This is a genomic window from Bombilactobacillus mellifer (genome assembly GCF_000970795.1).
In the GTDB taxonomy this organism is placed as follows: Bacteria; Bacillota; Bacilli; order Lactobacillales; family Lactobacillaceae; genus Bombilactobacillus; species Bombilactobacillus mellifer.
Window position 1 is genome coordinate 66,249 of sequence record NZ_KQ034037.1, and the last position, 17,534, is coordinate 83,782.

Genomic DNA, 17,534 nt, shown 5'->3' on the forward strand with positions numbered 1-17,534 from the left:
ATATATAAAAAAGCGCCTCTTTAAGTAAGAGACACCGAAAATGATAATTATTAGTATGCTAGACGCTTTACAAGAAGAAATGGACACCGGGAATAATGTTTTGAATTAGAGGGAGGATAGTTTGAAAATGACTCCCTGTGTCCTTTGCCAAGTCGACAATATAACCTGTTGCCACACATAAAATGACGCAAAAAATGATGCCAATAATATGTGAACGCATTTTAGCCTTTAGCTGCGCTGAACCAAAGATATACGCTATTAAGCAACCTGCAAAAACTACGAATGCCGCCGTATAAAGTGCGCTTTGAATCGGGCTCTTATAGCTGGCCAAAACGTTTCTTATAACGTCAAATGGATTGCTTACTGCTAATGTAAATAACTTGTTGATTCCTAGTAACATTAACTTGGACATGATTGCAAACCTCCTTATATATTATTTGATCATTAATCTTTTTGAAAAGTTGATTGATTTCACTTAAGTGTTGGTCTTAAGCAAGATTCAGTACTTTTGTATGACTAATATCAAGCTTAGATTAGCATTAATTTCTGGTTAGTAAAGTGGAAAAAACATTTTTCGATTTTTTTATATGTATAAAAAAGAAAAGAATGCTGATTTGTCAACATTCTTTGCATATATTTATTTTTTTATATTTAATTCTATTTTTGGTTTATCTACATGTTTTTGAAGCATCTTTTGTATTGATGCTTCATCAAAAAGTCGTTCTCTATTTACGATTTCGGTAGGAGATAAATTGGTCAAACGAGCACTGAACTTAAAGCTCCGAGTTCCATATAGATCACTTTCGTCCTCAGTTTTAAAAGGCCTAGATCCGGAGACTGTTAATTCAACGGTTTTAACTTTTTGGAATTCATTTTTGTTAGATACAATTTGTTTGGCAATATAACCAGTTACTTCTTCATCTAGTACGTGTTGTAAGGGGCGTGCCCCGTTATCAACGTCCGTCCCTAAATCAGTTAAATAATCGAGCGCGTCAAAACTTATGGTAAAGTCGATACCCTGTTTTTTAAGCCTGTCTATTAATTTAAAAATATACTTTTTGGATATCTGTACAATTTCCTTCTTACCTAAAACGTTGAATATTACTTTGTTGGGTATACGATTTACAAATTCAGGTCTAAAAACTGTTTTTAAATCATTATTAACCATTCTTCTGAATAAGGTTTCTCTATATTTTTTTTCTTCAGGAGAATCACTAGAACCACGTTCCCATGCGTTTTTATTCTTGATTGTTTCGGAAGCTAAATTGCTAGTCATTATGATTATGGAATTGGTGAAATCAACCAGTCTACCTCGGCTGTCTTTAATTTCACCATCATCTATGATGGAAAGTAATAAATCCCAAACCGCAGAATCAGCCTTTTCAATTTCATCTAGTAGCAGTATACAGTAAGGCCTTCTTCTAATGGCTGCAGTTAATAGTCCTTGTTGTCCATGTTCACCCATTAATTTATTTACTGCAGTTTTATCGGTATATTCTCCCATATCAAACCTCACCATATTGTCCTCAGCTCCAAATAGTATTTTGGCCAAGGTTTTGGCGACTTCGGTTTTGCCGACTCCTGTGGTTCCTAAAAATAAAAATACATCTTTCGGTTTACTAGCATCGTTTAAGCCGGCAAAGAACATATCTATAGATTTTACGATCTGTGATATGGCTTCATTCTGGCCAAGAATATTTTTATGAAGCTGCTGTTCAAGATCAGCTATTTGGGGTTGCAATGAATTGGCAATGTTTTGTAAAGGAATACCTGTTTTACGATATATTGCTGTTTCAACGTCTAGTTCTTGAATTTGATTATGATTGTTAATGTATGCCTCAGCAAAAGCTGCATCCAATATATCAAATGCTTTATCAGGTAAAAAACGGTCGGTCAAATACCTAATTGATAAGTCAATACAAAGTTGTAAAATTCCGTCATCACATTGGATATTATTATAGTGATTGTAGTACGTTGTTAAATTATTTTTTAATATTGTCAAAGTCTGCTTTTTTGATGGCTCTGCTAAATTAATAATATCTAAACGGCGCTGAAGGGCTCTATCAGGTTCTACATACTCATAAAACTCATCAAATGTGGTTGCTCCTATTAAGTGCAATTCGCCTCTTGCTAATGATGGCTTGAGCAATTGGCTACCGTCCATACCTCCATGCCTATTCGCTCCCATTAAAGTGTGAAACTCATCTATAAATAATATGATTCTATCGTTGTTTTGTTTACACTCCTTTAATATTTGCTCTAAATTATAGTTGAAATATCCTAACTGTGTATCTTCAGAGTCATCTGACATCTTTTGATCTAGCAGGCCTACTTGAAGAGAAAAAATAGTGTAGTTGGTCAATAATGGTGGCACAGAGTTGTTATTGATCATCTGCGCTAAACCCTCAACTAAATCAGTTTTACCTACACCTGCTTCACCAATAATCATCGGTGTGTTTTTTTGTACATGTAATAGTGTTTGAATTAGGGTGCTTAATTCCTCTTTACGACTGATAGCGTTTTGATGTTTATATGTTTTTACATAGTTATTTAAGTTCTCGCAAAAATAGTTTAAGTAAGGTGTTTTCATATCTTAGCCTAGAAATCAAATTTTTCATCTTGAATCTTGTCTCTACTCTCTGAATCGGATTGAGTTGATTTAGTATCAAAATCATCAGTATAAATATTTTGGAATGTGGTTGCCCTTTGTAAAGCGTTGGGTGACAGAATCTTGGCTAATAAGCTACTGCAATCAAACAATGTTTTCCTATGCATTTCTTGAGTAAATTCATTCCAAAAATGACTTTTGTCCATATTGTTTATCTCAATAGATAAATCCTGTGGCGATAATAGATTGTCTTTTGGTAATTTTTTATAAAATTGATTAATTTTATCAACATACTTATTTGATGGTAATTCGATTTTGTTAATATTACTGCCTTTATCCTTTTCTAAAGGTACGTCATTTCTTTTTTCACTGTTATTGGTGGCTATAAGTTCTTCATTGTTCATCGGTAGTCCTCACACTGGTAATTTCTTCTAGTAATAAAATATTGTTTTTGTTGATTGAATAACTGCCTGTACAAATTGAACCTTTTCGCAAATCTTTTTTATTTAGATTTAACTTACTTAACTTGTTTAGTAATACGAAATAGTGTTCAAAATCAATAAAGGTTACAAGCCGTTGTTGCTTAGTTTGGAAAATCATTGCAAATAATATCACTTTTTTAAAATCTTTATTATTTTTTAAAGATTCAATATTTTTTAAGTTTAAATAGTAAGGAGAAGGAAAGTAGGAAAACTTATAAGAAAAGTAATCTTTTAAAAAATTGGTTAGTATTCCTCTGAATATATATTTGTCTTTATGATCCATAATCCCACCTTAATATTTTTTTATTTTTATATGTTTTGTATGTTTTGTATGTTTTTTATAGTTGTTTAAAAATTCAAATCTGATTTTTCCTTGACTGTATATTAACTTCGCATTGAAAGTTTTTCCCTTTTTGTTGGTAAATTGATGGTAATTCATAGTTCCATTTATAATTTGACTAAGCAAATTATTATTTAATTCAACATTACAAATGTTTTTTGATACTTTAAAATCACATTTTCTGGAACCACAACTGTAAAAATTGTAATGAATAGTATTGCCGGTATTCATTTTTGTTTGATCTAGAGAAATTTCGTACAAATAGTCTTTTCGACATTTTGGGCAATTAATATTTGTATTGGTTTTTACCAAATTGTTATTTTCTTTATACTTCGGATTAATTGGTACCGAGTTGTCATTGGAGGGTAACTTTTTGACTTCTTCAATTATTGTTTGTTTTATAGTATTTAAAAATTCTTGAGACTTACTTTCTCCCTTGGCAATGTTAGTCAAAGAATTTTCCCAAAAATTGGTTTGAGCAAGATTTAATAAGTTGCTTTGACTCATTTCTTGCAACAGTACAATCCCTTTCTCTGTAGGAAAATATTCTCTTTTAACTAAATTAATATCCCTATTATCTTTAGTGGCTGCTTTAATTAATTTTCTGTCTAATAAAGATTGAATTATTTCTGCTCGTGTTGCTTGAGTGCCTAAATTATATTTAGGCATTACTGTTTTTATTAAGTTGGCTTCAGTTATTGGAGTACTAGGTTTATTGTTTTCTGTATATAATTCATATCTACCTGTTATTTCTTTAGAAATCGTATATTGTTTAAGATCAAAATTGATTGACTCTTTAGGATCCATGGCTTTTTTTGAACGGTTATCTTTCTGAATATTGATATCTTGCCATGATAATTTTTTTATTGGTTGTTTAAAATTTGAAGTAAATGTTATGTCTTTGTTTTGAATTTCGATAACAAAGTTGGTATAAAGAAAATCATCAGCAAACATTCCTAAAGTTGTTTCCAGGATATATAGATAGGCTAATTTTAAGTTGGGAGAGAACTCTTCATATATTTCATATGCAATAGGTTTATCTAAAATAATCGCAGTATGGCTTTCTAGGGATAGTTTTTTACCAGAAATGTCCACAAACCTTTCCCTTGGATTAAGTTGATGAAATACATCAGGCAATTGTCTATTAGTTATTTTTTCATATAGCTGAATATAATAATTTAGATTTTTTCTTAAAGTAAAAAAATCATCTACAGTAATCAAACGTGGCTCAACCCGCGGATAAGTTATGGCGTTATAGTTGTTATATAACGGCTCCAGGACATCATTTAGGGCTTGTTTAGAGCTTATATTAGTATGTTGGACAAGATACCCTTGTACGTCTCCTGTATTAACTAATTTGGCTGCAGGCTTATTGATAGTACTTGTAGTCACACTAGTGATGATTGGATTTTCTAATTCTAAGTTTTGAATTAGCTGTCCAGCTTTAATTTTATTTGCTTTCGAAAATAAGGTTTTCTTTTTATCACCTAAAAAATTCAGGCCGTTTGAATCTATAAATTTGACTCGCAAATAACTTTTTTTTATAAAGTTTTTTCTTTCACTTCTTTTATTAGCGATGATTTTTAGTAGGGGGGTTTGAACACGTCCCACAGAAAAGTTTCCATCATATTTTTTTTCTTGTAGTCTTATTGTAGCTAGCCTACTATAGTTTATTCCCAGTAGCCAATCGGCAATGATTCTAGATGCTCCGGCAATGGCCAGGTCATAAGTTTCTTTAGGATCATGTAAATTTTGAAAGGCTTTTTGCAAATTTGTTGTAGATAATGAATTACTCCAAACACGAAAATGAACTTTACTACTTAGTTTGTTTTGCTTTAAAAATATATACCCTAAAATTTCGCCTTCACGGTCACCGTCTGTAGCTAAAATGAGATCATCACATTGATTAATAGCACTTACTAATTTTTCCCTGAGAACCTCATAATTGTCTTTTAGTCTAAATTTAAATTGCTCCGGTAAAATAGGTAGTGTGTTAAGACTCCATGTTTTGAATTTAGAATCATATTCTTCGGGTTCTAATGGTTCGTAAATATTGCCTGACAAATATCCAATTAGAATACCGTCGAAATTGCTTAGAATTTTAGAGTGGTCCACTCTTAATATATATGGATTGATTTTACTTATGTCGCCCTTAAGAGCCTTTGCATAAGCTCCTGCTTGCTCCCTTTTTTCGGCTAATATAAATAGCATTATTTGCCTCCATTGATTTTACATGTGCATTTCTTTTTTATTTCTATTGACCCAAAATGGACGATTTATTTTAAATTTTTTTAATTTTTTATTATTTTCTGCTTCTAATTTGTCTAAATATTTGTAAGGATCCTTTATAACATTATCATCATAATTGGGGTCATAGGGAATTGCGATTTTATCGAGAAGATCATCATAATTGAATTCAAAGGGATTATCTGTGATTTTATCATCCACTTTTTTTAAACTAGAAAGTGAAATTTTTTCATACTTATGATTGCTATTCTTATTAAATTGTTGTGAACTTGGTAGTTGCAGGCCATTATTTTTAAAATAATCATTAATCATGGAATCGTATTTGTCGGCCTGAAAAATCTCTAATCTAAATGATTCCTTTTCCAGCTGAGGCTTCACATTTACTATGAAATCATATATCTTCTGCGCATTTTCTAATTCTATTTGATGGTATTTATCTAGTACTTGACGGAATTTATAACTAGTAAAGTTGCTCAGCCGAAAGCCTACACTATATTCAGGTATGATCCTGTTTGTAAACCTTTTTATTTTTTTAATGTCCTGTTTATAGCTAGCAGCTTGTGGGGTATTTGAATTACTTTTATCTTCTAAATATTGATCGACATTTTTAATTTCCGTATATGCATTACTTGCTTGCTTCTTTAATTCTAAATCTAGTGGATTACGAAGATATTTGATTATTGGCATATAGTTTTTTATTTGATGAAAAAATCCTTGCTTACTATCATCATTACTTAGTTGATTTAAGAAGTATGTTAACTGTGTTTTGTCTCTCGCAGTTATAAATGGGGCACTGATTTGCTTTAATATGACTGGTTTAAGCAGTAAAGTACGGTTCCCATTTTTTCCAGAAATTGAACCAGTATAATAAGATAAATCCTTAGGGAATAAGAACTTTCCTCCTTCTTTCTCCATAAATTGATTTATTTTGGATAAGTCTTTACGGGAAATTGATGTTGCTACTTTCTTTGCTAATTGAATTCTAGGATTAGCAGCGACGATAGGTTCTGAATGTGATCCTAAAAAATTTTTTGTTACGACCGAGTAGTCGAACATCAATAATTCTAATTTTTGTTGGGAATCCTTTGATAGAGAATTCATGAGAGTACTAACGATTTGTCTACCAAATTGATGTAAAGTTAAATGTTTTGTGTAGTTATTTGGAACAGGATTCTGGGCAGGATATGAATACTTTCCTCTTTGAATTCCTTTTAAAATGTCATTCCATGATTTATCATTCCCCTTAACAACTGGTTGTTCAATGTATAATTTTATATTGTCTTTATCTACTCTCTTATCTTTTAGTTGCTGATCGTATGTTAATTTATCTACTCCGATAATTTGAGAGTATTTTGTTATCATACTTTGCCCCATTGCATCCTTATTTGGACAAAGAAAAACTCTTTTATATTGGGATGGACCGCTTAAATATTGTGCTTTAGTAAAATTATCTATAGTATTTAATTTTGAAATTGATCCGCTGATTGATAAGAAAGTGGCATTTGCTTTAGATAATGCTTTTTTATTTAATTGGTAGTAACTCATAGCATCAATTGGCGATTGAAATACAAATAAATAGTCACGACCATTTCCACTTTTAAAATTCCAGCCGTAATCTTTTGCTCCTTTAGGATCAATCATTTTGCCGTCATAACCAAATCGGGGATTTTTAGTGTTTGTACCTGTTTTAGGATCAATATATATTTGATCATCACCAACGTTTTTCTCTTGGCTGGGGCGAGTTTTCTTTTGTGCATAGTAAATGCTTCTGGGTACCTTATGCATAAATTTAATATGAGGCGGCACTTTGATATATTTTTTTTGTTTTTTATCCCAAAAACTGTAACCACTGTATCCACGTATTAAATCTTCTTTGAATAAGCATTCGATAAACGTACGATCTATTCCGTGTTGTTCATTGAGGTATTTTATGACCCGCTGAGCATTTCTATCTTTATATTTTTTTGAATTATCATAAAATGTGAATTTATTGACACTTGATTTTGAGGGGTTAGGCTTTACAGGTTTATTCATTTCAACGGGAAAGGTTTTGTTAAGGGGATTAACACTCCTTATGGCATTTTTGAAGGCCAACCATTGGTTCTCGTTATTATGCTGAATTGCTGTACGCTCTTTTTCCATAAAAACCTCCAAAAAAAGATTGTATGAAGTCATACAATCTTGAAAAATAAGTATTGATCGATTTATTTTAATGGTTGCTGGCTATTATCTTGGCTCTTTGAATTTATAATTTTTTCCTGGTTCTTTGAGCTTGAGGACGTGTTGTTTAGTTTTATAATCCGCATTATTTCCTTACGACTGTCAGCATTTAGCTTAGCTAAGTTATTAATGAAGTCGTTAATCAAGGCATCATCTTCTTTCAAATCGTATGATTCCGATAAATTTGTTAATGCTTGCCTGCGCTCTTCTTTTTTTAGTTTCTTTTGCGCGGTTTCTAAGATATTAATAGCTTTTTCAATTTCTAGACGAGTAAAGTCTTTATTATCATTTTCTAATTTTGCCTTCACCCTGTTGGATAAAATGTCAGTCATTGTTGTTCCTCAAATCTTTTTATATATATCTAAACTTCAAATTAATTGTACCATGTTTTGAAAAATATTTATATTAAACTAAAATTCTCGGCTATCATTTTGAATGATGCTTCTTTCTTTAGCCATCTCACTATCCATGCGCCTAATGCTGTTTATGTTATCTGATATTATTCTCTTAATGCGTCTATTCTGTTTATGTTTAAACATATTATTAGAATCATTATTTGGGTTTGATTGCATTTCTTTTTGGTAATTGCTGTTTTGCTTTTTAGGGTTTACATCTTCAGCATCATGCGCTCGATCTTGTTGATGTTCCAAGGCTTTGAGGCTTTGATTATTATTTATACCGTCTGATTTTATATTAGTATCAATAGTATCCGAATTTTGGAAAAAGTATTGATTAATATCTAAATCAGAAAATTTAGGCTCTAAATCACTACTTAAGTGTGACCAAAGATTGTTATTTTGTATTTCCTGGGTTATCTCAGGTTTTTTAATAAAGTTACGAATGGAATTTAATTCTTCTGGCTTAATATGTTTTGACATGGATCGTAACCCCGATAACACGGCTTTAGTTTCGTTCTGAAGGGGTTTAGCCTCTGCTGTATCAATTAGATTTAAACTAGTTAAAACGGCTCTAGGATAGACTGTGGACATTAAAATAGTGCCTGCAAAAAAGGATTGCCCATTGGCTGTAAGTTTGTAAAAAAAATCCCTCGAGGTCTGCCACACATCTTTAGAGTTTTCCTGTTTTAAATCTTCATCAGATTTCACTATTACTCATCCTTTCGAATTTTTAATTGTCATTTACATCTTGGCTTAATTGCTCTTGGGCATCTTGGTATTCTTTTTGCAGGGATTCACTAACTTGATCTGGAGTCGTTTTTTTATAATTATCCCCATAAATGTTTAAAAATTCTTTGAATTTGCTAGACTTCGCAATTTCGACTATTTCTTGCATTGTTTTTTCCAGTTCACTGCCAGCACCTGATTGCATAATTCCAATTAAAGGTTGTAAGTTCGAATAAAGTATATTTATTTTCTGATATGGAGTTTTATAATCGTCCGTGTTGTAGTATTCATCTTCCTCCGCTAATTCATCATTGTCTTTTTCATAATTTAAATCATCTAGAGTATCTATGGCTTCAATCAAATGATCGATGACGGAGATTAAACCCTGGATAATGACTAAAACATCATTTAGTGGCACTGCTGATTGATATTCTTTTTGATTAGAATCTTTTGCGCGTTTATCCAATTGAATTAACTTATTAACTTTGGAATTTAGTTTCCTTTTTTCGGAGATTGCTTGACCCACTTGTTCAGAGATATAGTTTGGAATTTCTGTTTTATTCATAGATAATTGATTAACTGTATTTTTTTTATTTACAGGAACCTCATTATCAGGTTTATCTTCCTTATTCTCATTAACTAAAATTGAATCTAATTCTGAATCATCTACATCAGTATTATTAATACCTTCTTGGGGTGCTATATCTTTATTCATGATTAATGATACCTTTCAAAGTTTTGTTTACTGTTGGGCTTAATCCTATGAGGATTGTAGGTCTCTCTTGTATGAATTTTCTTTCCTAAAGCTTTGTTTCTTGGATCGTATTTAATATTGTCAGATTTCTTAATACTTTTTGGAATTACATTTTCATAAATGTCATAAAGGTCTTCCAAATACTTTGACAAATAAGAATGATTAACATATTTATTTTTAGGAATATTCAGATCAGGTAGATTATTCAAGCGTCTAGAGAAATTTTTGCTTCTATTTTTAATGTTATTTCTTTTTTGAATTGCATTACTCTTGTAATACATTGCACGTCTCTGCCGTAATGTATTAACATACAAACTTTTTAATTTTACAGGATCCTTTTGTTTATTACTTGATTGAATGGCCTTTATCATTAACTCGTGATATTGCCTATTATTCATATAAATATCATTTGTTCCTGAAAAATCGAGGTGCTGGATTATTTGTTCAACTATAGACTCCGGTTCATTTTCCCAATATAGTAGCTTTAAATTTTTAACGTTGTACCACATTTGTTGATGCTTATCATTAACAAAGTCGATCATTGTAAACTGCTTTTTTAAACGATTGTTTTTGGGATCTTTTACGTATCTGAAGGATAAGTGATATTCTTTTAGTAAAAGTTCATTTCTTTTTTTTAGTGATTGTTTAAATTTACCTCTCCCCATCCAAGCCCTTTTGTTGGCCTTCGTAAAACGAACATAGGCCTTTTGTAAATTACTTTTCGTCAATGTATCTTTTTTTCTACTGAAGGAAGATTGTGGATCGATACTCTGGTGTAATTTAGAAAAATAATAGTCATTCAAATTATTTTCCACGCATAGATCATCATTTAACGTTTGTAGCGCGTAAATGTCCTCTTTTCTCAGATATTTGCTAATTGGTTCGCCTTTTGAATTAAACGCAGGAATTATAATATGGTTATGCAGATGAGGAACAACTACGTCTTGTATATTTAAAACCTGTTGGTTTTTGACAACAGGCTTTCTTTTTGTTTGGACGCTTGATCTATCTATATGTGTAGATATCATTCCATCTGTAATCAGGTAATTGTAGTTATCCATCATGTATTTACAAATTTTTCTCAGATATTGTTCACCTAATGCGTGCACTTCCTCAGGACTTAGATCAGGATTTGCTTGATAATCAAAGCTTTGAATAATTGTGTAAGCCTTATATTTTGGTACAGCACGACTTTTATTTAATAATTGGTAAACTTTTAATCCAATACGCGTATTTTTTATAAAGGTACTGGTTTGTTGTTTTAAATTTTTTTGAGGTGTATCCGAGCTTCCGTAAAAAGATATTAATTCTTCTTGTGAGTATATGTGGCCATCATTTTTCCAGATGCCAGAGGTTTTATATTCTTGCTCATTATAGTGGGTTAAAGATGAAACGCTTTTAGCACCACTGACTTTTACAACCGCTGCACTTTTCATATTAATTCTCCGAATTTAATAAATTAAACTTTACATACATATAAAAAACATAGGATAATATTATTAAATCAATTAATAAGAGAAGTATCATGACAAAAAACACTCACGAATTACGAATAACGCTAAATGATGATGATTATTATATTTTTAAGACGATGGCCAAAGCTTATCGTTTAAGCAACACGCAATTAGTAGTTAATATGTTAAAACGTAGCAAATTCCCCAAAATCATCTATGAAGATTCCAAAGAATATGCTAAATTAAGCAACTATTTTCGGGAACTATCTTTTGAACTAAACCAAATTTTCCAAAATAATAAAGAAATGAATTCAATATTAAATGACAGTTTGTTGAACTCCCAGGATTCAAGCAATCTCTCTAAACTGCTATATAAACATGGTGAATTTACAAAAGAAGAATCTCAGCAACTGATGAAATTATCAAAGGAATTAGAGTCCTTAAAGAGACAAGTTTTTAGTAAATTTAAACTGATGTAAAGCAGCTAAATGATGAACAATAGGGTTTTAGGCTCTTTGACTATACGAACTTTGACAGTTATCTGCCATACTGCGAAGTAGTATCTGATTGTAAATCACTTTTTAAAACTAATTTATTATTGATGTTGGCAAAATAAGGAATGTTAGTGTGAATTGTATATTTAATTTTGTCTCCAAAGCTTAATTCTTTGTTTGGTGATGTTAATCCGTCAATGTAAAATTTGTTGTGATAATCGTTATTAATTTTATTTATACCGGGTTGAGCTTTTGAGAGGGTTTCTGACTTTTCTAGAATAGAATTTACTTGTGTTTGGTAATCTGCAATTTGAGAAGTGTTACTGAAGAAAAAATAACTAAAAAACATTGCGAATAACACTAAAAGACTGATCAGAAATTTAAAAATTTCTCCCACGCCATGTTCCATTATTATTCCCCCTTGTCTATAAAACTAATCGCGAAGATTCAAACACTTGATAGATGATTTGTTGAAATTCTTCCAGGACATTTGTTTTGTTAAAAAATACATAAATCAGAATTCCTATAAACATAGTTACAATAGACATGTAAATTAATCGACTCGCATTATGATCCATAGCTACATTCACTTTCTTTCAAATTAATTGTTGAAACTTTGGGATTTATGTCTTATTTGTGATGTTGCCGTGTAATATGAAGTTCCTATTTGTAATCCTTTATCAGATGAATAATTTGGGAATTTCCTAAAAAGAGATATTAATCCAGCACTAGTTGAAATATGGTAATGAATTTTGTGACCGTAAGGTTGGTTTTGACTATCCTGTGAAGAGTTTGGTCTTAAAGTAAAGTGGTTACGATAAACATTTTTAGATAGATCATCAATCTTTGATTGAGCATCTGCAGTAATACCTCCAGAGCGCTCTATTATGTCATTTGCTTGCGTTTGAAAGTTATTCAGTTGACCAACGTTATAGAATATTGCAAACAATGCCAACATAAATATTGCGATTAAAAATGTTGTTACTCGGCTTAATATAAATGATGTATTTTCATCCATGATTTATCACTCCTTACTTACTTTAAGCATGCGGAAATGTTCCCATTATTTGAGTGAGCAATGAAATAATAAAGCCTAATAGAACTCCAAAAATTGGAATTATGATAGCAACGGTTACTGTCCTTTCGGGTGAAATAAACCTTGCTATTTTTTTATTAATAATCACGTCTATTTGTGACATTAAGTCTTTTTGTGCTTGTTCTCCTAATTTTGTAACTCCACGATCATCATTGGCTCCGTTTTCAATGTCAAAAACCTGTAACATAAATGAATTTGCTCTATCAGTTCCTGAAAAGTCGTCCGCAAATTTAACAAAATATTTAGATTCCCCTGGATGATTATTCATGTCTATTGTTAAATTGCGCAGTAGTTTTTTATCATTTTCACTGTCTAATCTCGGAATTACCTTACGAAATATAGCCGATAGAGATGCACCATTTTTGACTTCTGATAGGAAAGGCAAGAGAATTTGAGAGAATTTAGCAAAATGTAATTGTCGCTGGAATAAGAAGTTTTGGTAGTAATCGTTGATTGAACGATGAAATAAATACCAGACTAACGCCCCACTACCTAAGGAAATGAATAATTCAAATAATAAAGATTGGGAATCGAATTTTTTTCCATTGCTGGTAATAAAGACAACCATGAGAATTACAAACGTCAAGAAAACTGAGAGAATGCGTTTAATCATGTGTTGCCGAACTTCATTAGGGGATTTACCCATTGTGTAGAATTCATTTAATTCAGTGTCTGAGACTAAATTACCCGGAAATCTTAATTGTTCTCGGAAAACTTCTGTTGGAGCCTTAGTTTTACTGACAATTTTTGTGTTTCCCACTGTAAATAGTTGTTGAGCATCTGGATTAGAATTTGATCCAGTAGTGGTTTCTGCTTTTAGATTTTTAATATGATTGAGTGTTGGAATTTTGTTTGCAGTGGTTTTGAAACGTTTATTTCTAAACATTCTGATTCCCCCCTAAATTTAGAATGGTCTTAAATAGTAGTTATGCTTTCGTCATAGTAATACTTGAAAAACTTGGCAGTTACGAAGGCGTAAATAATCATATAAACCGTAGAACATGATAATCCAATGATTGAATGGGCGTATGTTTTGATGTAATTATTTAAGCCAAAACAAACGGCTAGTAGACAGCAAACGACAATCGTCATTAAGATTAATATGAGCATTTCTTTTTTCTGATTATTTTTTAAGTTTGTATATTCTTTTTGTTTATTAAATAAATCATTGTGATTATCTTTAATTAGCTGAAACATTTGATCGTTAATGACATTTTCTTGATCAGCGGTTTCCAGTTGTACCATAAACTGACAAAACAGAATATCATCACTATATTTGTCAATGATAGTATTGAAGGCTTCGTGGATTTTATTTTGGCTTTCAGCTGTGAGCATTACTGATAATAGTTTCTTTAAATCTTGTTGGAATTCACCATTAGCTCGCTCAGCAGCTTCTCTCATAGCAGAAGTGACGGTTGCATTAGGTGAAGACATCAATTGCACTACCGAGTTTAAAAAATGATTCCGTTCAACTAATCCTCTTCGGTAATATCTAGTGGATATTTCCCTACTAACAACGTTGTAGTAGACCCACAAGCAGCCGATTAAAAATGTTAAAAGTGCCAGCCAAATATTGGCATAAAGCACGATCCCTAATATTAGCCAAAAAAAGGCATTAGATAAAACAATTTTAATTATTGTCCCATTGGTCAGCTTATGTCCGTAAGCTTCTTCTTTGGCTTCGAGATCGTTTATATCAACTCTTTTTTTTCGATGGCTTACGCCTTTAGTTTGTGCCATTTCTTTTCCCCTCATTAAATTCAGATTTTATTTAGTTATTTGCCGTACTTGTAGTAGCTTCTTGAAGAGTATTTTGTATCTCAGACTCTTCCTTTTCTTCTAATTTAGTTTTTGTAGGAATTGGTTCATAAACATTATGGAAATTAGGCATTTTAAATTCTGCATCGATTTCATTTCGAATAATATTTTTGAGTTTTTCAGTCGGCTGATTGGTTGAATATGTCCGGTAACCATTGTCATCCAGTCTTTGCTCAAATAGAGTATTAGTCCCGTCAGGGTATTTTGAACTTTTTGGTACAAATTCACTTAAATTATCTAGATAGCGATATACATGACCATTAATAATCTTTTTACTCAAGTGAATACCGATATGAACATAATTTAAGAATTCTTCTTCGAGTCTTTCTAAATCAACATTTTCATAACGTAAGGAACACATTCCTAGAAATCTGCCAGGAACAGAGTTGTTGGAAATAGCATGCATAGTTGTAATGATATTGTGGCCTGACAGTATGCTTTGGAACATTTCATAGGCTTCTGAGCCCCGTGTTTCAGAAATCATTATCCATTTGGGGTTATTTCTCAAAGCGTTTTTAATATGATCTGTTATTGTAACTTGGGCTGCTTTGGATAAGTCTTGTCCCTTTTCTGTCCCTTTCGTGACCCAGGAGTAAACGTCTTTATCCGGATATAAATCAGCAATATGTGTTTCAGCTACGTCTTCAATCATGATAATTTTGTCCGAAAACGGAATTGCTCCGATTAGTAACTTTTGTAGTTCAGTTTTCCCTGATCCAACTTCACCAGAAATTATCATATTGCAGTGACAAACGACTAAAGAGTATAGAATATCGTATAAAAATTGCGGTGCAAATTTGTCGAAATTGATCTCATTTAACGCCAGTTTTGGCTTTGATACCCTTAAAGACATCGTTGTCCCAAGAGGTGATAGTGTTTTATAAGTTGCAGAAATTCGGATATTGTTACTAAAACCATTAAAAATAGGGCTTCCAGCATTAAATTGTTTTCCATTCCCGGGTTCTCTTAATGCAAATCTTTTAGCTATTTTTTCGATGTAATCACTTGTAATAGCTTGATCTTGTTTAGATAACCCATAGGTAAATTTATTATCCGGAGTTTCAATTGTGAGGAACCGACCATTAAACCCGATATCTGTTATATTTGGATAGTCGTGAAGCAATTGTTCAATTATTCCGTATCCTGCAACTTCGTTGATAATGTCTCCGCAGATATCTGGGTTGTGATAGCATGGCAAGTTTTGAAAATCTGGGCTATTACAAATTATTTCTTTGAGCTTTGTTACTGCAGAGGCATCAGTCATTGCTTGAATAAGAATATCTGAGTAGTTTTGTTGTAAAGAATAGGTAATGGCTTCTAGTTCTTTTTTCTCAATGACATGCTTAGCATTGGTTTGTTGATCACGCTGGCCAACAATATAGTCTTGATTTTTTGGATGTATGGGAATGATGTTAGAGGAGATTTTATAATGTTTTGCAATACGATTGCGGACGTCAGAGCTATTTTCTTCTTTTTGTTCCGGTTGAACGTCTACTTTTTCTTTATTTTCTGTCTTTTCCTTTTTTTTGGATGATAATTTCATGTTTCTACCCTTTCTTGTCGTTATTATCTGGTGATATCATTGCCCTTGTCGGTTTTTTTGTCTTTTCCATACGTTTGTACTACATATGTCAATGTGCGGCTGTCATTAGCTGGATTTTTTTTGTTTGTATTATTACCAATATCAGCATCAGTCTTTACTCGTACGGCCTTTACCGGTAAGAAACGTCCTTCATCTTTGATTTCTGTATTGTCATCAGATAAATAGGAAAATTTATAATTTGCTGCTTTGCGTACACCATTTTTTCTTGTATAAAGTTTGTGAGTGCCCATGTTTTTTTCAAATTTATCTTTATCAACAACAAATGTTCCACGTTCAATGCGAGCGGAGTCGTCTCGCGCTGCGTATAACGAGGACTGAATAGCGTCTTCTAAGTTATTGGTGGTTAGACTTTCTCTTAAACCAAATAGTTGAGAAACTAGAATTCCCATTAAAGTAATACAACCTAATATTACTAATCCCAGTGTTGATAAGTGATTATGCATTTAATTCACCACCCCTAGTTTTTAATTTTTTGTATTTTAATAAATTTTTAGGGAAGCGCTTTATGTTTAATATTTCAAATATAAATTCTGGATGCGTTTGCCAATAATTAAACTTTGAAGCGTCAATCAATACAGTGTCAGTAGCTTTTGCTAAACGTTTAGCCGCTACTGTAAATGTCGTGGTTGTTATCACGATTGATCTATCTAAACCGTATCCTTTGTTGCCTGCTACAACTTCTTGAATGGCCTGTATTCCTACAAGTTTGTTACTTTTATAGAATTTGCATTGTATTCCGTAATTTTTGTGCCGAAAAGTTGTTATCACATCAATTCCATAATCATCTGAAATGGGAGTAATCATAACAGGTGAGAAGCCGCTGCGATAAAACAAATATGCAGAAAAGTATTCAAATTCAGTAGGATTAATATTGATTTTTTTGTGATGCAATCTTTGATTTAATAAGCGTTCATTTTTAATTTTTAAAACTTTAGAAAAACGGGTGCAATTAAGCGGTAATTTTTTATTATCTATATCCTTTTTCTTGTAGCAGAAAAATTTTTTATGTCTGTATCTTTTAATTCGAAATTTTTTTTGATATTCAAACAATATAATCAAAAATATAATGGTTAAAATACCAATAAAATAACTATCTAGTGTTTCTGGCAACTTTATAGTTAAATATTGCGATAACTTGGGTAAAGATTTATTTTCTATAATTGCCTGATATAAATTTATGACCAATGAAGATGTCTCAAATAAAGCAATATAGGTTAATTTGCCAATGAACTGAATGATGTAAGATATAACATTTAAGATTAATTGGATATAAGACATAAAGTAATTACCTGAG

18 protein-coding genes are annotated in these 17,534 nt (G+C 31.7%); 1 reads left to right on the forward strand and 17 read right to left on the reverse strand.

Annotated features, from left to right (window positions below):
• Positions 1-67: 67 nt before the first annotated feature.
• The 10 genes from JG30_RS08295 to JG30_RS08340 form a co-directional block, all read right to left on the reverse strand.
• Complete coding sequence (locus tag JG30_RS08295) at positions 68-412, reverse strand: hypothetical protein (RefSeq protein ID WP_046318088.1); 345 nt, start codon at positions 410-412, stop codon at positions 68-70.
• Between the two features lie 225 nt (positions 413-637).
• Complete coding sequence (locus tag JG30_RS08300) at positions 638-2,590, reverse strand: AAA family ATPase (protein ID WP_052725285.1); 1,953 nt, start codon at positions 2,588-2,590, stop codon at positions 638-640.
• A gap of 8 nt (positions 2,591-2,598) precedes the next feature.
• Positions 2,599-3,012, reverse strand: coding sequence for a hypothetical protein (locus JG30_RS08305; RefSeq protein WP_046318090.1), 414 nt, complete (start codon positions 3,010-3,012; stop codon positions 2,599-2,601).
• Entirely contained in the window at positions 3,002-3,373 is a 372-nt protein-coding gene (locus tag JG30_RS08310) for a hypothetical protein (RefSeq protein WP_046318092.1), read from the reverse strand. Before JG30_RS08310 ends, JG30_RS08305 begins: the two co-directional genes overlap by 11 nt.
• Positions 3,374-3,382: 9 nt before the next feature.
• Entirely contained in the window at positions 3,383-5,641 is a 2,259-nt protein-coding gene (locus JG30_RS08315; protein WP_046318093.1) for a type IA DNA topoisomerase, read from the reverse strand.
• An 18-nt stretch (positions 5,642-5,659) separates the two neighbouring features.
• Entirely contained in the window at positions 5,660-7,819 is a 2,160-nt protein-coding gene (locus JG30_RS08320) for a toprim domain-containing protein (protein ID WP_046318095.1), read from the reverse strand.
• A 62-nt stretch (positions 7,820-7,881) separates the two neighbouring features.
• Complete coding sequence (locus JG30_RS08325; RefSeq protein ID WP_046318097.1) at positions 7,882-8,229, reverse strand: hypothetical protein; 348 nt, start codon at positions 8,227-8,229, stop codon at positions 7,882-7,884.
• A 78-nt stretch (positions 8,230-8,307) separates the two neighbouring features.
• Positions 8,308-9,003, reverse strand: a complete 696-nt coding sequence (locus JG30_RS08330) for a hypothetical protein (protein ID WP_046318099.1) — start codon at positions 9,001-9,003, stop codon at positions 8,308-8,310.
• Positions 9,004-9,025: 22 nt separating this feature from the next.
• Entirely contained in the window at positions 9,026-9,736 is a 711-nt protein-coding gene (locus tag JG30_RS08335; protein ID WP_046318100.1) for a hypothetical protein, read from the reverse strand.
• Positions 9,737-9,738: 2 nt separating this feature from the next.
• Positions 9,739-11,211: a relaxase family protein gene (locus JG30_RS08340; protein ID WP_046318102.1), complete on the reverse strand. Its 1,473-nt coding sequence runs from the start codon at positions 11,209-11,211 to the stop codon at positions 9,739-9,741.
• 89 nt (positions 11,212-11,300) lie between these two features.
• Here JG30_RS08340 and JG30_RS08345 point away from each other — a divergent pair, with 89 nt between their 5' ends.
• On the forward strand, positions 11,301-11,708 hold the full coding sequence (locus tag JG30_RS08345; protein WP_046318104.1) for a hypothetical protein: 408 nt from the start codon (positions 11,301-11,303) through the stop codon (positions 11,706-11,708).
• Between the two features lie 58 nt (positions 11,709-11,766).
• Here JG30_RS08345 and JG30_RS08350 read toward each other — a convergent pair whose 3' ends face one another.
• The 7 genes from JG30_RS08350 to JG30_RS08755 all read right to left on the reverse strand — a co-directional run bounded on the left by JG30_RS08350 (position 11,767) and on the right by JG30_RS08755 (position 17,518).
• Positions 11,767-12,132, reverse strand: coding sequence for a hypothetical protein (locus JG30_RS08350; RefSeq protein ID WP_046318106.1), 366 nt, complete (start codon positions 12,130-12,132; stop codon positions 11,767-11,769).
• Positions 12,133-12,324: 192 nt separating this feature from the next.
• A complete protein-coding gene (locus tag JG30_RS08355) occupies positions 12,325-12,741 on the reverse strand; it encodes a hypothetical protein (protein WP_046318107.1) in 417 nt (138 codons plus the stop codon).
• Positions 12,742-12,763: 22 nt separating this feature from the next.
• Entirely contained in the window at positions 12,764-13,705 is a 942-nt protein-coding gene (locus JG30_RS08360; protein ID WP_046318109.1) for a hypothetical protein, read from the reverse strand.
• Positions 13,706-13,734: 29 nt separating this feature from the next.
• On the reverse strand, positions 13,735-14,559 hold the full coding sequence (locus JG30_RS08365) for a hypothetical protein (protein ID WP_046318111.1): 825 nt from the start codon (positions 14,557-14,559) through the stop codon (positions 13,735-13,737).
• A gap of 31 nt (positions 14,560-14,590) precedes the next feature.
• Positions 14,591-16,180: a CpaF/VirB11 family protein gene (locus tag JG30_RS08370; protein WP_046318113.1), complete on the reverse strand. Its 1,590-nt coding sequence runs from the start codon at positions 16,178-16,180 to the stop codon at positions 14,591-14,593.
• Positions 16,181-16,203: 23 nt separating this feature from the next.
• Positions 16,204-16,683, reverse strand: a complete 480-nt coding sequence (locus tag JG30_RS08375; RefSeq protein ID WP_046318115.1) for a hypothetical protein — start codon at positions 16,681-16,683, stop codon at positions 16,204-16,206.
• On the reverse strand, positions 16,676-17,518 hold the full coding sequence (locus tag JG30_RS08755) for a restriction endonuclease (protein ID WP_052725286.1): 843 nt from the start codon (positions 17,516-17,518) through the stop codon (positions 16,676-16,678). Before JG30_RS08755 ends, JG30_RS08375 begins: the two co-directional genes overlap by 8 nt.
• Positions 17,519-17,534 lie beyond the last annotated feature (16 nt).

Bases quoted from the DNA above. Each gene is read 5' to 3' on its own strand.
- JG30_RS08295 (WP_046318088.1), bottom strand. From the start codon at position 412: ATGTCCAAGTTAATGTTACTAGGAATCAACAAGTTATTTACATTAGCA.
- JG30_RS08300 (WP_052725285.1), bottom strand. From the start codon at position 2,590: ATGAAAACACCTTACTTAAACTATTTTTGCGAGAACTTAAATAACTAT.
- JG30_RS08305 (WP_046318090.1), bottom strand. From the start codon at position 3,012: ATGAACAATGAAGAACTTATAGCCACCAATAACAGTGAAAAAAGAAAT.
- JG30_RS08310 (WP_046318092.1), bottom strand. From the start codon at position 3,373: ATGGATCATAAAGACAAATATATATTCAGAGGAATACTAACCAATTTT.
- JG30_RS08315 (WP_046318093.1), bottom strand. From the start codon at position 5,641: ATGCTATTTATATTAGCCGAAAAAAGGGAGCAAGCAGGAGCTTATGCA.
- JG30_RS08320 (WP_046318095.1), bottom strand. From the start codon at position 7,819: ATGGAAAAAGAGCGTACAGCAATTCAGCATAATAACGAGAACCAATGG.
- JG30_RS08325 (WP_046318097.1), bottom strand. From the start codon at position 8,229: ATGACTGACATTTTATCCAACAGGGTGAAGGCAAAATTAGAAAATGAT.
- JG30_RS08335 (WP_046318100.1), bottom strand. From the start codon at position 9,736: ATGAATAAAGATATAGCACCCCAAGAAGGTATTAATAATACTGATGTA.
- JG30_RS08340 (WP_046318102.1), bottom strand. From the start codon at position 11,211: ATGAAAAGTGCAGCGGTTGTAAAAGTCAGTGGTGCTAAAAGCGTTTCA.
- JG30_RS08345 (WP_046318104.1), top strand. From the start codon at position 11,301: ATGACAAAAAACACTCACGAATTACGAATAACGCTAAATGATGATGAT.
- JG30_RS08350 (WP_046318106.1), bottom strand. From the start codon at position 12,132: ATGGAACATGGCGTGGGAGAAATTTTTAAATTTCTGATCAGTCTTTTA.
- JG30_RS08355 (WP_046318107.1), bottom strand. From the start codon at position 12,741: ATGGATGAAAATACATCATTTATATTAAGCCGAGTAACAACATTTTTA.
- JG30_RS08360 (WP_046318109.1), bottom strand. From the start codon at position 13,705: ATGTTTAGAAATAAACGTTTCAAAACCACTGCAAACAAAATTCCAACA.
- JG30_RS08365 (WP_046318111.1), bottom strand. From the start codon at position 14,559: ATGGCACAAACTAAAGGCGTAAGCCATCGAAAAAAAAGAGTTGATATA.
- JG30_RS08370 (WP_046318113.1), bottom strand. From the start codon at position 16,180: ATGAAATTATCATCCAAAAAAAAGGAAAAGACAGAAAATAAAGAAAAA.
- JG30_RS08375 (WP_046318115.1), bottom strand. From the start codon at position 16,683: ATGCATAATCACTTATCAACACTGGGATTAGTAATATTAGGTTGTATT.
- JG30_RS08755 (WP_052725286.1), bottom strand. From the start codon at position 17,518: ATGTCTTATATCCAATTAATCTTAAATGTTATATCTTACATCATTCAG.